At 48.9% G+C, this 15,812-nt stretch carries 10 protein-coding genes; 8 read left to right on the top strand and 2 right to left on the bottom strand.

From position 1 onward, the window contains the following. The first annotated feature begins 14 nt into the window (after nucleotides 1-14). Nucleotides 15-1,703 (top strand): beta-N-acetylhexosaminidase, encoded by a 1,689-nt coding sequence (gene nagZ, locus C0Q44_RS03835; protein ID WP_105406144.1) that lies wholly within the window; start codon nucleotides 15-17, stop codon nucleotides 1,701-1,703. A 198-nt stretch (nucleotides 1,704-1,901) separates the two neighbouring features. Here the strand turns inward: nagZ and C0Q44_RS03830 are convergent, their stop codons facing one another. Further along, nucleotides 1,902-3,302 carry a serine hydrolase domain-containing protein gene (locus tag C0Q44_RS03830; RefSeq protein WP_105406143.1) on the bottom strand — a complete coding sequence of 467 codons (1,401 nt, stop codon included), beginning with the start codon at nucleotides 3,300-3,302 and terminating at the stop codon, nucleotides 1,902-1,904. 267 nt (nucleotides 3,303-3,569) lie between these two features. Between C0Q44_RS03830 and C0Q44_RS03825 the strand changes: the two genes are divergently transcribed. Both C0Q44_RS03825 and C0Q44_RS03820 read left to right on the top strand, forming a co-directional pair. Further along, nucleotides 3,570-5,543, top strand: a complete 1,974-nt coding sequence (locus tag C0Q44_RS03825; RefSeq protein WP_105406142.1) for a methyl-accepting chemotaxis protein — start codon at nucleotides 3,570-3,572, stop codon at nucleotides 5,541-5,543. Between the two features lie 290 nt (nucleotides 5,544-5,833). Next, on the top strand, nucleotides 5,834-7,063 hold the full coding sequence (locus tag C0Q44_RS03820) for a DUF2087 domain-containing protein (protein ID WP_105406141.1): 1,230 nt from the start codon (nucleotides 5,834-5,836) through the stop codon (nucleotides 7,061-7,063). A 145-nt stretch (nucleotides 7,064-7,208) separates the two neighbouring features. Here the strand turns inward: C0Q44_RS03820 and C0Q44_RS03815 are convergent, their stop codons facing one another. Then, entirely contained in the window at nucleotides 7,209-9,209 is a 2,001-nt protein-coding gene (locus C0Q44_RS03815; protein WP_105406140.1) for a methyl-accepting chemotaxis protein, read from the bottom strand. 374 nt (nucleotides 9,210-9,583) lie between these two features. Between C0Q44_RS03815 and C0Q44_RS03810 the strand changes: the two genes are divergently transcribed. The 5 genes from C0Q44_RS03810 (at nucleotide 9,584) to C0Q44_RS03790 (ending at nucleotide 15,791) form a co-directional block, all read left to right on the top strand. Beyond that, entirely contained in the window at nucleotides 9,584-10,327 is a 744-nt protein-coding gene (locus C0Q44_RS03810) for an AzlC family ABC transporter permease (protein ID WP_374955066.1), read from the top strand. Then, the gene (locus C0Q44_RS03805) at nucleotides 10,318-10,647 is read left to right on the top strand and encodes an AzlD domain-containing protein (protein ID WP_105406139.1); all 330 of its coding nucleotides are present in this window, start codon (nucleotides 10,318-10,320) and stop codon (nucleotides 10,645-10,647) included. Before C0Q44_RS03810 ends, C0Q44_RS03805 begins: the two co-directional genes overlap by 10 nt. 141 nt (nucleotides 10,648-10,788) lie before the next feature. Further along, on the top strand, nucleotides 10,789-11,445 hold the full coding sequence (locus tag C0Q44_RS03800) for an SGNH/GDSL hydrolase family protein (protein ID WP_105407589.1): 657 nt from the start codon (nucleotides 10,789-10,791) through the stop codon (nucleotides 11,443-11,445). Nucleotides 11,446-11,719: 274 nt separating this feature from the next. Further along, entirely contained in the window at nucleotides 11,720-13,828 is a 2,109-nt protein-coding gene (locus C0Q44_RS03795; protein WP_105406138.1) for a heparinase II/III domain-containing protein, read from the top strand. Continuing rightward, the gene (locus tag C0Q44_RS03790) at nucleotides 13,821-15,791 is read left to right on the top strand and encodes a glycosyl hydrolase (protein ID WP_105406137.1); all 1,971 of its coding nucleotides are present in this window, start codon (nucleotides 13,821-13,823) and stop codon (nucleotides 15,789-15,791) included. The genes C0Q44_RS03795 and C0Q44_RS03790 overlap by 8 nt, the downstream gene beginning before the upstream one ends. The last annotated feature ends 21 nt before the right edge of the window (nucleotides 15,792-15,812 follow it).

Raw genomic sequence — 15,812 nt, 5'->3', positions numbered from 1 at the left:
GAGGGAGGTATGGAATGAGTGGGCAAAAAGAGTTATACCCGTCGAAGCTGAAACAGATGACCTTACGTGAGAAAGTCGGGCAAATGCTGCTTTGTGGCTTTCATGGCACCGAAGCTGTTGGCGATGTGGAACCCTTTCTCCGAAAGTATCCAATCGGTGGCGTAATCTACTTTGCGCGCAACGTCGAGTCGCCAGAGCAGGTAGAGCGGTTATCGTTAGGGCTGCAACAGATTGCCAAAAGCAGCGGTAATGTGCCGCTCTGGATATCCATTGATCAGGAGGGCGGCATGGTTGCCCGGATTACCGAAGGAATCGCCTTGATGCCTGGACAAATGGCCATTGCCGCTGCCGGTTCCATTGAGGATGCATATCAGGCGGCATATATCAGTGGACTGGAGCTGAAGTCCATGGGCATTAATATGAACTTTGCACCGGTATTGGATGTGAACAATAACGCCGCCAATCCGGTTATCGGTGTACGATCATTCGGCGAATCTCCACAATCCGTTGCAGAATATGGCGCCAGAACCATTGCGGGAATTCAGGACGCTGGCATTGCAGCGACAGCGAAGCACTTCCCGGGGCATGGGGATACGGATACCGATTCTCATCTGGATCTCCCGATCATCACTCATGACCGTGAACGGGTAGAGCGACTGGAGTTGATTCCATTCCGAGCCGCCATCGCCGAAGGTGTCGATGCCATGATGTCGGCGCATATTTATTTTCCTGCACTGGAGCCGGAGCGTCTGCCCGTAACACTATCACAAACCGTATTAAGCGGATTACTTCGTCAGGAACTGGGTTATGAGGGCATGATCGTGACAGATTGCATGGAGATGGATGCTATTGCAGTGAACTATTGCACGGTCGATGCAGCTGTGATGGCGGTAGAGGCTGGAGCGGATCTAGTGTTAATTAGCCATACGGCTAAGCTTCAGGCAGAGGCATTTGAAGCGTTGGTAGCAGCTGTGAAGAGTGGACAGATTAGCGAGAGTCGTATTGATGAATCGGTATCTCGCCTACTGATGTACAAGGCGAAACGTGGTTTGCTGGAGGGTGGAACAGGTGGTGCAGGTGATGAGGAATCGAACGGTGTAATATCAAATGAACCTTCGCCAAAGGCATCACACGATCCTGCTCATTCCAGTGGGCTGGAGCGTAACACTTTGCTTCATCAGAAGGTTGCCCGCCGCATTAGTGAGAACAGTATCACACTGGTACGTGATCAGTTAGATATGCTGCCTTTGAAGCTGGAACGCACGTTGGTCATAACGGTTTCTACGTCCGTGACGACGATTGCCGATGAACAGCTTACTCAGACGTTCACCTTGGGCACAGCCTTATCCAATTATGGTCTGGATGTTGTCGATCTGACGGTCACGCCTGAGGAAGTCGCCATTCGTTCCGCACGTCTGCTTCAGGCAGCCGAAGAAGATGACATTCGGCAGATTGTGGTGGGGACCTACAATGCGGGAAGCCCCTCCGGCGATCCACAGTGCCGACTGATCAGCTGGTTGCAGCAATTGGGCAAGCCATTGACGGTTGTAGCCATGCGAAGCCCCTATGATCTGCTCGCGATTCCGGATGCCCAGGTCTATGTGGCGGCTTACGAGAGCCGACCCCTTGCCATGGATAGCGTCGCTCAGGCGCTGATGGGACGTATTCCTTTTGCGGGGAAACTTCCTGTGACGATAAAGTAGACGGATGATGAAAGAACGGATGGTTGCTAGGCAGTGATGAAATTATGAGTTACTCTGCCATTTGCGGCATGAAAAAGAGATGAATTGTTGGTTGAGTGAAACGGACGTGTGAGCCGTAAAAATGAAGACATATACAGAGCAAAGAGACGATCCTGTTAAGGATCGTCTCTTTGCTCTGTATGAACGAATAAATATTGATTATTGCAATTGCAGTGCTCTGGCTGTCTGTGCCTCAACTTCATCCAAAAGTGAAGTCATGTCCATACCAGCATGGTTGCCGAGCAGGATAATGGTGATATCATCAGACAGGTTACGTGAAAAAGCTGTGGCGAATCCGCCACCACTACCGTTGTGGAAGACGGTACGGTTCGTGCCGTTTTCCTTGAGAATCCAGGCGTAGCCATAGTTTTTGTCCGAGTAAGGCTCGTACATCTGTTCAATCGTGTCCTGGCTTAGAATCTGGTCTGTATACAGTGCACGATCCCATTTGAGCATATCGTCCACGGTGGAATAGATGGTTCCTGAGCCAGATTGTGATACATAGTAAGGAGCAGTCACCCACGTGTTATCATGCTGAACAAAACCACGAATGGTATGGACTTTACGGGACGCCTCTCCGGAATCTTTCATGCCGAGTGGTTTCAAAATCGTCTGCTGCACGTAATCGGCATAACTCATGCCGGATACCTGTTCAACGACGTAGGCGAGCAGAACATACCCGCTGTTGCTGTACAGATAGGCACTACCCGGTTCAAACTTCAGCGTTTTGTGACGAATCTCCTCTACAGTCTCTTCCATAGAAGTTCCTTCACCCCGACCGAATGCGGATGGCAGACCTGAAGTCTGGGATAACAGCATATGCAGCGTGATCTGATCTCCCTTAGGTATACCGGAGATATACTTGGAAATTGGATCTTGCACATCAATCTTACCATCCTCCACGAGACTCAGAATGGACGCGGCCGTGAAGGATTTGCTCAGCGATGCGATGCGGGTCTTCTGATCCGGACGATTCAGCGTCTGTTCGTCGGCAAGTCCGTAGCCTTGTCTTAGCAGAACTTCACCATCACGGGCGATCAGAGCCATACCCGGATAATTGATCTCGCGTAAATAGGTATCTACGCTGGCAACCTCGCTGTTCAGCAGGCTTACTTGATCGGTGACTATATTCACACTCATCTGACCTGTTGCTGTACGTTGGACTTTGATATCGGCCTTGATTGCATTAGCCATGGCCCGGACAGGTACCATCAACGTACCGTTAACGGTACGTGAATTCACACCTGTGGCTAGATCGACTTGGTTTACCTTAATGGAATGGCTGCCAGCCTGATGGACCAGCTTGTCTCTGCCCACGGTAACGGTAGCTGTCTTGGTGCGAGCATCCCATTTCAACGTGCCTTTGACAGATGTGACCACATCCCGCAGCGGAACAAACGTTGAACCTTTGATTATAAGTGGTGCGTTCTTCCAAGATTGTTGCTCACCATTCACTTCAATGTGAACTGCTTGCGTCGCCTGCGCTGCGGATGCCGTGATACCCGCTTGTCCCAGAATCGGGCCTGCGCACAGAATGAGCGCTAACAGAATGCGGAACATGGATGAATATACAGTAGAAACAGGTTGTTGCCCATGCGACTTGCGTAAGATTTGAATCCTCTCCTTCCAATCGTTTCATGAATAGCCAGCTTATGAGCATTGTAAACGATCTCGCTTGGAGGGTCAAAACGAAAAAGCAGGATAAGGTGAGCCCATCTAAACCGACCGAAAAGATTAAATTTGTACTAATTTAGTATATACACATAATATTTTTACAGCGATTGTCCGATAAAAGGATGGGTGAAGATTATGATGGGGGATAGTTAAATGAAGAAAAAGATTCGAAACTGGTTTACTTTAACCGTAAAAAAACGCCTGATTGCTGCATTGCTCCTGTTCCTGATCGTACCGAGCATCACCGTGGGATGGTTGTCTTATCAAAAAGCTGCTGACCAGGTCAAGCTGGAGATTATACGTTCCGCACAGGCCAAAACAGAAATGCTTAGTTTGCAGATTAATCAGATGCTAGATATGGAGAAGGATAATGCAGCACAGATGGCTGCGGGTATCACTTCAAGCGATATTATTAACAAATCTCCTGCGCTTCAAAGGCAGCTGGATCGGATGTCTCAGAATCACAAGGAACTGGGTGTACTAACCGCAGGTGCTGACGATGGCAGCTGGATGAAATCTCCCGATCCTGGAGCACAGATCTATGATCCACGGGAACGTTCATGGTATACGATGGGCATGTCCCAGGACGAACCTGTGATCTCGGATACGTTCCAGTCGGTTACGACGGGCGAATGGGTCGTAACAGCAGCAGCCAAGTTGGCTGATGGCAAAGGGGTCTTCGGGGCCAATGTCAGCCTCAATCACTTGAAAGATACAGTCGATCAGATCCGTATCGGTAAAGAAGGAAAGTTGTACATGCTGGATAATGGTGGAAAGTTCCTGTTCCACTATCAGATCGAATCCGGTACGCAATCGGATGAAAGCTACATTAATGAGATGTATACGCAGGAACGTGGGACCGTGAAATATACATATGATGGTCACGAAGTGGAAGCAGTGTACTTCACCAATCCGGTGACAGGTTGGAAAATTGTTGGCGAAATGGTTCCTTCCGAAGCAACGGAAGCCGTCATGCCCATTATGATTCGTGCAATTACGATTGTGGCATCTGCATTGGTGATTGGTATCGTTCTGCTTATTTTCATCATCCGCAGTATTCACCGGCCATTACTGCAATTAACGCAGGCAGCATCCAAAGTAAGCGCGGGCGATCTTACCGTTCGGGTAGGTTTGCAGCGTCGGGATGAGTTCGGTCAGCTTGGAGAAAGCTTCGATACGATGACGACTTCACTGCGTAATGTGCTTGGAGAGGTCCATGATACATCAAGCCAACTGGCAGCATCTTCTGAAGAGCTGATGGCCAGTTCAGAGCAGACATCCAAAGCCACAGAACAGGTGGCTGAATTGATGCAGGATGCAGCTGCAGGAACGACTTTGCAAAATAATAGCCTTGTGGCTACAGGTCAACTCGTGGGAGAAATGTCCAACGGAGTCAAAGAAATCGCATCGAGTGCCGAAGACACCGCTCGTATAGCTCTTGATGCATCCACCAAGTCGGAAGCCGGTATGGTCACTGTGGAAGAAGCAGTGACCCATATTCAGCAGGTGAATGATGAGAGCAAGGCTATGGCTGTGGTGATCGAAGATCTGCGAGCGAAAAATGAAGAAATTCTGGTGATTGTGGCCGAGATTACAGCCATCGCCAAACAGACCAACATTCTCGCATTGAATGCGTCCATTGAAGCCTCCAGAGCTGGCGAGCAAGGACGTGGGTTCGCAGTCGTTGCCAATGAAGTGAAGTCACTGGCTCATAGTTCAGGCACTTCAGCAGAGCGGATTAATGAGCTTATGCATGAAATGCAGGAGAAAACCAATGCGGTACAATCGACCTTTGCCCGTACGGGAGAAGGTATGGTCAAAAGTTCGCAGATGGTTACGGAAGCAGGTGAAGCCTTCCATAATATTCGTACAGCTGTACAGTTGGTGGCTGCACAAGCTGGAGAAGTATCCGCGGCTTCCCGTCAGATTGATGGGGGCATGGGTCATGTCAATAAGGCAGTGAATGAGACGATGGTTCTGTCAAACCGAATTGCTGCTGGAACGGAAGATGGATCAGCTGCTGCCCAGGAGCAGCTCGCTACGATGGAAGAGGTCGCAGCATCTTCGGCGGCATTATCTCGTATGGCTGAGGATCTGCAAAGCTTGATTGAGCGCTTTAAGCTGTAACAGTGGCTTGAGTCAGGACAATTAATCATGACGAATCACGGTAGGAAGGCACCGAAAAAGGCTTTTTGTGTATAGAGACTGCAGGGTTGTGACCCTGCAGTCTTTTTCTTTTGAACAGAGGTGTTCGTTATGTTTTAACATACGCTTGTTCAGATACATTGACATTAAACAAACAAAAATATAATATATCTATAAATAAACAAACTTAAATATTAAATGACTATTTAATTAGAATTGAATCATGAGGTAATACGATGAAAAAAGAATGATAAGAACAGAGGTGCTTTTAGATGAAATCATCGGAATCATGGTTGCAGACCGCTTCGTTAGAAGAGATTAAGCGGGGTTATGTGGAGGAAGGTGCAGCTTATATATGTGTCTGTTGTGGATATAGGACGGAAGCGGGGATCATCTATCCTGAAGAAGGGGTGCTCTATGAAGCAGCCCGCTATATGCGAGTTCATATCGAGAAGGCGCATGGGACGGTATTTGAATATTTGCTGGAGCTGGATAAAAGTGTGACTGGATTGTCGGATGTGCAGCGGGGCTTGCTGGCTCAGTTTCATGAAGGCAAGAAGGATGTAGAGGTTCAGAAGGCACTTGGCATCGGGAGTGCCTCAACGATCCGGAATCATCGGTTTGTATTGAAGGAGAAGGAACGGCAGGCCAAGATATTCCTGGCACTTATGGAGCTTCTCAAAGCTAAAGATACCTATGCTCCTGCTGAGTTGGCATCACCTGTTATGAGGCAGGGGCATCCGATTCATCGTGATCAGTTCGATATTACAGAACAAGATCGGGAGAAGGTGCTGAACAAGTACTTCCCGCAGGGTACAGATGGTTCACTGACGACTTTTCATATGCAGCAAAAGCATAAATATATCGTGCTCACCGAGATTGTCAAACGATTCGATCCCAAACGTAAATATACCGAGAAGCAGGTCAATACACTACTCAAGGAAGTGTATGATGATTACGTGGAAATTCGGAGATATCTGATTGACTACGGTTTGCTGGAACGAGAGCCGGACGGTAGTCAGTATTGGCTGGGAAGCCATGAATATCAGCAGAATAACGGAGACGGGGAACCGAAGCGCAAAGAAATCAGGAAAGATCGGAATGCAGAGAAAGAAGAAAAAGGGGAGCAGGACACAATGAATCGTCGCAAAGAATTGCAGGAACAGGCCAAAGAAGTCAAAACCGAAGCGGGAGTCTACCAAATCCGGAATGAGCACAATGGCAAAGTCTATCTCGACAGTACACTTAACCTGAAAACCATTAATGGACAACGCTTTATGCTCCAGATGGGCAGTCATCTGAATCGAAGATTGCAGGCTGAATGGAATCAATATGGAGAGAATGCCTTCGTGATTGAAGTACTGGAGATATTGAAGAAAGACGATAACCCGTATTCCGATTCAAAGGATGCGCTGGCCAAATGTTTGAACCGCTGGTTTGAACAGCTTGAGCCTTATGGTGATCAGGGATATCACAGAGATAAAAAAGAATCTGGTGAATAGGAGAGAAATCTCCTTCAGAAGTTCCTTGAACATCAGGACACCAAAAGACCCTCTGCCGCGACGATGGCAAAGGGTCTTTAGGTTCGTTATAAACAGCTCGTCATCTGAAATCGATGACATCATAAGGGTATAGGGATTATATAGCTTACAGCTTGAACTGTTCTACGAGCTTCTGCAGCTTGTGAGCCAGATGCGCGAGAGAGTCGGCAGAAGAGGAGATCTCTTGCATGGAAGCGACCTGTTCTTCCGTAGCTGCAGAGATATTCTCCGTTCCATCGGCATTGGTTTCCGATATGGTGTGAATCTGATCGATGGATTGTACGACTTCTGCTGTACTGGCTGACATCTGCTGTGAAGCCGCTGCAATGTTCTCAAGCTGATGATTGACAACCCCTACGGCCTGACTAATCTGAGCAAAAGCCTCATCTGCAAATTGCACGGCACGAATGCCATTGCCTACATCCCGCTGACCCAATTGTACATTCTGGTTAGCCAATAAGATTTCCTGCTGTATCGCTCCGACCATCTCTACAATCTTCTGGCCGGACAGGCTGGATTGCTCCGCGAGCTTGCGAACTTCGCTGGCAACAACGGAGAATCCACGTCCATGCTCACCTGCGCGAGCTGCTTCAATAGAAGCATTGAGAGCAAGCAGGTTGGTCTGGGCAGCGATGTCTGTAATGACAGATACCATCTCACCAATGGATGTAGAGTGCTCTCCAAGTCGTTCCGCGGTCTCTGCCATACCCTGAACGAAGCGACTGACGGAATCCATCTCGGATACGGCGGTCTGCATGGTGGCGTTACCCTGAACGGCGAGTTCACTTGCCTGCATGGCTGCTTCGGATACTTGCTGCGTGCTGTTAGTCACTAACCCAACACCTCCAGCCAGTTCGTTCATCTGTTGCGCTGTATGCTTCAGGCTGGAGGCTTGTTTCTCAATACCGGCAGCAGATTCTTCCGTGATCAAGGCAACTTGCTCTGTTGCTTTGGTAGTCTCGGATGAATTGACTGCGAGTTGTGCTGAAGAGGCTGTCAGCTCATCCGCTGTATGACGGACATCCTGAATTACGGTACGTAGGGATTGGCTCATCTTGTTGAAGCTGTTGCTGAGTTTTCCGAATTCATCCTGGCTATTCACAGCAACTTCAATGGCCAGATTCCCACCGCTAATCTCGTTAGATGCATTCACGAGCCGGTTTAGTGGTCGAGTAATGGATTGTACAATCCAGAAGATAATGATGGAACTGACCACAATGGCAATGGCAATCACGATCAGCGTAGTGTACAGGATTGGCCGGACGGTTGCGGTTACTTCGCCATTGTCAATGACACCAACCACGGTCCAGCCTGTCGTTTCATTGGTCGCAAAGAAGGCGTGTTCCTGATTTCCATTCAGTGTGTATTTAAGATCGCCGTCCTTCTGTGCAAATATATCCTGATAGGGTGCCATGGTTCCTTCGGTCCCTGGTTTTTCGGTTGGATGTACGATGATTTTGTTGGCATTATCAATAATATAGATATAACCCTTCTCACCGATTTTCGTGGTGTTTACCGTTTGGGAAAGAGCTTCGAGAGATAGACTGACAGAAACGACACCATGACCATCGGCAGTAGTCTGGGCAACCGAAGCAACAACATTGCCGGTACTGCTTGATAAATAGGGTGTGATTACAGTGGGGATATCTTTGTTCTGCGTAGCAGCTTGATACCACGGACGTTCGCGGGGATCGTAACCTTCCTTGTTCACTGCAGTGACAGGGGAATTAATATACACGCCCTGATCGGTACCGATGGAGACAAGTTCCACATCACTATGGGTTTCCTTATACGCATCAAGCAAGGTGCGGATGGTCTCGGTCTCGTCACCCTGAGTGGGTCCGACGTTGCCTGCATCCAGCTGGCTTGCCAGGAAATCAACATTTTTACGTGTGGCACCAATGATCTGGTCAATGGTCTGGTTGAGCACACTCACACTGCTGATTGCGTTCTCGAACATTTTAGCTTCGACCTTGGCATCGGCTGTTCGGAATGAGATAATGCCCAAACTGATGGTCGGAATAAGCAACACGATGGCAAAGGATAAAATCAATTTTCCCCTCATCTGCATCGTTCGTGTGCGCCTTGGTTTGTTAGCCTTCTTCATACATAATCCCCCTCTTTATAATCCATCCATTTCCCTGGAGGATAAGCCGATCTGATATCGTTTCCATTCTTTCCATTTGTTTCTGGAGATATCTTATGACAAAATTCGAGTTTATTCAACATAAATTACGGGACTTATGAAATTATTTTATGTTTTTATAGGTATTTAGAATCACATCTGTTCTGTATAAGTTAATCTGTTCTACCTGTGTAGCATATTTTGTGATATATTACTAAATTAATGTGACGTAGCCAGGTGTGTGTGGGGGGTCATGATGATTGATTTAGAAGTGTTTTCATGGAGAATAAGTTGAATTCGTATGTATCGATATATATCGGCATGGGGACTGAATTTCGAGAGGGGGTTTGCCAGAGATGGGGCAAAGCACATTACAGACTTCCGCGCTTGAGCACAGGGAAGAGGTTCAGGACAACGCAACATTCATGCAAGGGGTCAAGGATTGTGTACCGACCCTGCTTGGTTATTTGAGTATTGGCTTCGCCGCAGGTGTCATTGAGATGACCGCTGGACTGAGCCTGGCGGAGACGGCACTGCTCAGTCTGATTCTATATGCTGGATCAGCCCAGTTCATTGCCGCAGGTATGCTTGCATCGAATGGGTCTGCATTAGCCATCATCTTCACCATTTTTTTTGTGAATCTTCGTCATTTGCTACTAAGCGCAGTGGTTTCTCCGTATTTTCGTCATCTGACACCGCTGAAAAATATGTGGATTGGATCACTTCTTACGGACGAGTCATTTGGCGTGGCGATGACACGTGCCATTGGTCGGAGAAGGCTCAGCGAGCGCTGGATGCATGGTCTGAATATTACCGCATACCTGAACTGGTTCGTGGCTAATATTGCCGGAGCATACTTTGGGCGTTGGATCACCCAACCGGAACGGCTAGGTCTGGATTATGCACTGCCAGCCATGTTTATTGGACTGGTTGTGCTTCAGTTAGTACATCGCAAAAATAAAAAAATACACATAAATGTGGCCATTATTGCCGTTGTCTGTGTGATCTTCGCCAACATGGCTTCACTTGGCAGCATGAGTGTCATTGTGGCTGCGGTCATTGCGGCAACGATAGGAGTGTTCATGGAACGATGGAAGTGAGATGGGATGTATTCTGGATTATTATGGGCTCGGCGTTGTTAACGTTTATCCCGCGTGTATTACCGCTTATGCTGTTCAGCAAAATACAGATTCCAATGTGGTTGTTGCGCTGGCTTGAGTATGTACCCGTCGCCGTAATGGCAGCACTGATTGGTCAAGAGCTGTTCATGTCAGACAACCAGTTGGTGCCGATTACACACAATCCAGCTTTGTGGGCGGCCTTGCCTACGATTGCAGTAGCCATCTGGACACGCAGTCTGCTGGGAACCGTATTGGTCGGTATTGTGGCTATGATGATTTTGCGGTACTTGATGGGGTAGTGTGTGGTTGAAATAGGATATACCTGATGGGATAGCATTGTAATGAAAACGCTATTTTCTATTGCAGCCGAAAGGGATAAAATGGAGACTGAGGTGTTCATTTTTTCCATTTTGCACAAGAGGAAGGAACGATTTCAAATCATGAGTACAAGTTCATCCGTTATATTGTTTCAGGGAGACTCGATTACAGACGGAGGAAGATCTCGCAATGATGATCCGAATCATTTTCTCGGCCACGGATATGCATATCTGATCTCCAGCAAACTGGGTATGGAACTGGCGGGCAAGCATAAGACGTTCTATAACAGAGGCATCAGTGGGGATCGGGCATCCGATCTGTATGCACGCTGGAATGAGGATGCGATTAGCCTGAAGCCGGATCTGATCAGCATCCTGATCGGGGTTAATGATGCCTGGCGCACGATGAATGGTGAACCTAGCGGGATTACGGATCGTTTCGGACGAGCGTATCGACACCTGCTTGAAGAAACGCGGGAAGTGATGCCGGATACGGGGCTGATTCTGCTGGAGCCTTTTATCCTGAAAACAGGGGCTACCGTAGAGCAATGGGATGTCTGGGAGGAGCGCATCCGTCAATATCAGCGTCTGGTCCGTGAACTTGCTGAAGAGTTCGGGGCGGTCTGGGTACCATTGCAGCAAACGTTCAATGATGCGCTTAAACAGGCAGATGCAGCATACTGGTTATGGGATGGCGTACATCCAACCGCAGCAGGTCATGAGCTGATTGCACGTCAATGGTTGTCGGTTGTACAGCATTCTCCGCTTGCTATTGTGTGACAACGAGGCACAGTCGGGATTTGGATAGTAAAAGATGATACAGGCTTAGATAAGCATATGATATTAGCCATATAAACGCCTGGTTGACAGGCAGGATGAAACGGAGAACCTGGTAGAAGGTTCTTCGTTTTTTGGTTTGGAAGGTGGAACCTGTAGGATCATGAACAGAGATGTGATGGATAATTCTTCAAATTCTCTTACATATCCGGTAAAATGAAATCGATTACATTATAATATTGGTATGACATCCCATTAACGAAGAGTGGTGAATCGAGTGAAAGATTCCAATCACGAAGTCGAAAATGAAAATATAAACAAGCGTAGTGCCATGGGTTGGCCGGATGCTCTGTGTATTGAGCAGGTAATCCATCAGAAGATGAACGACAGGCGTAAGGATGAACAGAAGAATCAATCGCAGCCGATTGAATTAAGTTCCTTAGATGCCAACAGACTCAGAGAGAAGTTGTCCCGGCCTGAATTGGCTACGCTATACACGGACTTGAAGACTCATGGTGAACGTGCCCTGAAAGAACCTATGCCTGTCTTGTCCTTTCGTCTATATCGACAGTTCAGCGATATGGGTGAGCGGAAAGCCTACGAAGAGGTCTATTTTGATCGCAGGGGCAGGCTGGCCGCTGTAGCGATGCTGGCCTTGAATTCTACTGACGCGAATGTATTGCATAGGCTGGAAGATATGTTATGGGCAATATGTGATGAATATACATGGTGTCTGCCTGCACATCTGGGCACAGGAGAGATGGAACAGGAACAGGTACATGGTAACATTGATCTGTTTGCCGCTGAGACTGTACATATGCTGGCCGAGATTGTGATCATTCATGCCCAGCAGCTGGACCGCCTTGTGATAGAGCGGATCAGATCTGAAGCAGAGCGACGGGTCTTCACCCCGCTGTATCGCGATCAACGGAAGTTTCACTGGCAGACAGCGGATCATAACTGGTCGGCAGTCTGTGGTGGTTGCTGTGGCATGGCCGCATTGTTGTTACTGGAGGATGAGAACATACTGCGGGAATCGATCTGTCAAACGGTTAGCTGTATGGAGGCATTCCTGAGCGGGTATGGCGAAGATGGCGGCTGTGCTGAAGGGTTGGGGTACTGGGTATATGGCTTCGGTTATTTCACCTATTATGCCGAGATGCTTCGTGTGTATAGCGAGGGTGAACTGAATCTGTTGGCGGGTTCCAAAATAGCAGCCATTGCTGCTTTTCCGCTGCGTGTTCATCTATCGGGTGGGACATTCGTGAATTATTCGGATAGTGCGGAGCAGGAAGAAATCCCTTCGGGTTTACTCTCTTTGCTGGCAGAGCGGCTGGAGTTGCAGGTGGATCTGCCATTTCATATGCCACTACTTACGAATGATTCCTGTCATCGCTGGGCTCATCTGCTTCGAAACGTGATGTGGAGCGATCCGGAAGTATATGTTGATGAAGGTTCATCTGTACAGAGAACGATGGATCAGGGATTTATTTTTCCAGATCTGGGCTGGATGATTGCAAAGGGCTCGCTTGATTACGCGGACACCCAAGCTACGAAAGATGAAGGAGCTGTTCATGTAGCATGTTCCGTGAAAGGTGGACATAACGATGAACCTCACAACCATAACGATCTGGGTCAGTTCATCATTCATTGTGGCGGTGAGAACATCCTGTGTGATCCAGGGGCAGGGTTGTATACCCAAGCTTACTTTGCACCGGGCAGAGAGCAGCTGTTCCATATCTCGTCATCCGGGCACAGTGTTCCATGGATTCAAGGCCAGGAGCAGAGCTCGGGTCGGCAAGCAGAAGCTCAGGTGCTGGAGGCAAAACTGTCGGAATGCGGGGGTGATCTGGATGTAACTTTGGATCTGACAGCTGCCTACCCTGAAGCACCTTCGTTGGCTCGGTTTACACGCCATGTTCGTTGGCGGATTGCTCCTGATGAGCGCAGGATGAAGGCAGAGTTGCGACAGACGGACAGATTTCAGTGGAAGAACGAGGGTATGTCCAGAGTGGTGCGATTAGAATCAGGATCAGGATCTTCAGTAAGCGGATTAGATGCAGGAGGGGCAAGCATCGTGGAACGATGGGTAAGCAGGATACAGCCTGTCATGGTGGAGGCGGGTAAGATTCACTGGCAAGGTTCGCATGCAACGATCCATATGAAATATGATGCGATCTGCTGGCAAGCCGGCATCGAGACGGTTCATACGGTGGATCATGACAATGTTCCGGTCACATTCTATCGAACATTACTAGCATGGAGCGGTCCAAACACTGAAAATGATGCGCGGATAGACTGTCCAGAACGGCTTGAGGCTATATGCGAGGTGAGCTTCATCATTGAGCCGAGAAATCGAGAAACAGAGGTGAGCATGAATGAGTAACTATACATCCTCGTCTACGTATCCATGGAAGGATGAACTCGAACGTTACCGTAAGGAGGCAGAACAGGTGGGTCCCGCTCCAGCAGATGGCTGGAATCTGGATCGCAAGCTGGCACTTGTTGAACAAATTGTTCGCGCTTACACATCATATCAGGACCTTCAGGGTGCAGTAATCGACCCATTCTCGGGTGTGGAAAGGTATTATTCTACGCCAGCTTATGCGATGGCTGCGGCAGTTCTGGTCGATGCAGGGCATACAGATCTGCTTGATTCTGCGGCAGCGGCCTTGTCACATAGCATTGATGCTGTGATCAATGGCAGTACACCTGACAACCATCCTGATTTCTATCCGGTGCTAATGATGCGAGCTTATATGTTGTTGAAGTCACATTTGCCTGAACGAGCAACGAACTGGGCCGAGGCGCTTGGAACGATCAGTCCTGAACAAGATTATGTATTTACGATGAGCCGCATGAACAATGCCAATCGCATGATTAACTGGAATGCCATTATGATCTCAGGTGAATATCTACGCTGGCGTGAACAGCTGGCGAGTGAAGATACGGCGTGGATGGATCGCTATCTGGAAGCCTATCATGTGCCGCGGTTTACGGCGCTTGGATTGTATCAGGATGGACCACTGATTCGTCCCAATAGTCCCTTCTCCTATGACATGGCTACCCGTTATCATCTGGGTGTGATGCTTGAGGCGGGTTACGAGGGAGCCACTGCCGATACGCTGCGTGAACAATTACGCCATGGTGCGTTCAGCTCGCTACTGATGCTGTCCCCGCTGGGGGAGATTCCACCGCGCGGTCGAAGCTCCCAGCATCAATGGAACGAGGCAGCCGCTGCCTATAGCTGTTCTACACATGCAACGCAGGCTTTACAAGCGGGGGACCCGGTAATGGCTGGTGCATTCGCTCGGGCAGCCAATCGGTGTTTTGCTGCGGTGGAGCGTTGGAAGATGGATGATGGACGTCTGAAAATTGTGCGGAATGAATATGCGCCAGAGGCTCGCCACGGATACGAAATCTATACCAATCATACCTGCTACAATCTGTGGACGGCGGCGGCACTGGCACATGCTTGTCTTAGTGACCCGGGTGAAGATGTGGTCGGAATGTACCTTCCTTCCGAAGTGGGTAGTAGAGTTGTGCAGACCGATGGGTGGTTCGAAACGGTGATTGCTTCCGTACCTGGCCAGCAACTGGTGCTGCACACGGCGCTGAATGATCCCTATACCATTCCGGGTCTGGTGCGAATTCAGCAGGCGGGGTTGCCTGGTCTGATTGGTCCGTCCGCAGCCAGTCATGTACAGGCCGGATTTACGGAGTTTGCCGAAGGAATGGTGCGGCCGCTGAGCTACTGTCCTGCATGGAAGACGGCAGATGGAGTATGGCACAGCCTTGCCGAAGGCATTCCATCGGGAGGTGCATATGATCGAGATGTTGGAATAGACCCAGCTCAAGGTGGCGGTTCCATTGTGTATGAGGCGCCGAATAGGGCAGAGGAGGATCAGCGAGCGGGCAGAGCAATAGAAGATGGCAAAGCGCATCAGGGGAATTCTTTTGCAGTGACATGGGTCGGTCCATTACCCGGAATTGAATCATTGCGTACCCGTTATGTACAACAGGTAGACGTGCTGACTGTAACGTATGAGTTCGAGGGAGAGGTTGAAGCCGTTGGCGCACTCCTTCCGTTGATGTTCAGTGATGGTCGGGAACAGGCGATTATTACTCATACGGATCATAGTGTGCGTACCGAGTATCAGGGGGCATATGTTGAATCGACAGCGCTGGATCAAGGAGCCATCATTCATCTGGATCATCAAGAAGTGGCTTCCCGGAATGGCTTACTGAAGGAAGCGCGAATTGAAGTGAGCGGAGCCCGCAGTCTGACATTTACGATCCGATTGGGTGAGGCTGGTGTACATGGGGAAGGTCCGAGCGAAGGGATATAGAAGGTAAGGGAGTCTACGATT

Origin of the sequence: Paenibacillus sp. PCH8 (genome assembly GCF_002968835.1) — a bacterium.
GTDB lineage: Bacteria > Bacillota > Bacilli > Paenibacillales > Paenibacillaceae > Paenibacillus.
This window is presented reverse-complemented; position numbering and strand designations above follow the sequence as displayed.

Bases quoted from the DNA above. Each gene is read 5' to 3' on its own strand.
- nagZ (WP_105406144.1), top strand. From the start codon at position 15: ATGAGTGGGCAAAAAGAGTTATACCCGTCGAAGCTGAAACAGATGACC.
- C0Q44_RS03830 (WP_105406143.1), bottom strand. From the start codon at position 3,302: ATGTTCCGCATTCTGTTAGCGCTCATTCTGTGCGCAGGCCCGATTCTG.
- C0Q44_RS03825 (WP_105406142.1), top strand. From the start codon at position 3,570: ATGAAGAAAAAGATTCGAAACTGGTTTACTTTAACCGTAAAAAAACGC.
- C0Q44_RS03820 (WP_105406141.1), top strand. From the start codon at position 5,834: ATGAAATCATCGGAATCATGGTTGCAGACCGCTTCGTTAGAAGAGATT.
- C0Q44_RS03815 (WP_105406140.1), bottom strand. From the start codon at position 9,209: ATGAAGAAGGCTAACAAACCAAGGCGCACACGAACGATGCAGATGAGG.
- C0Q44_RS03810 (WP_374955066.1), top strand. From the start codon at position 9,584: ATGGGGCAAAGCACATTACAGACTTCCGCGCTTGAGCACAGGGAAGAG.
- C0Q44_RS03805 (WP_105406139.1), top strand. From the start codon at position 10,318: ATGGAAGTGAGATGGGATGTATTCTGGATTATTATGGGCTCGGCGTTG.
- C0Q44_RS03800 (WP_105407589.1), top strand. From the start codon at position 10,789: ATGAGTACAAGTTCATCCGTTATATTGTTTCAGGGAGACTCGATTACA.
- C0Q44_RS03790 (WP_105406137.1), top strand. From the start codon at position 13,821: ATGAGTAACTATACATCCTCGTCTACGTATCCATGGAAGGATGAACTC.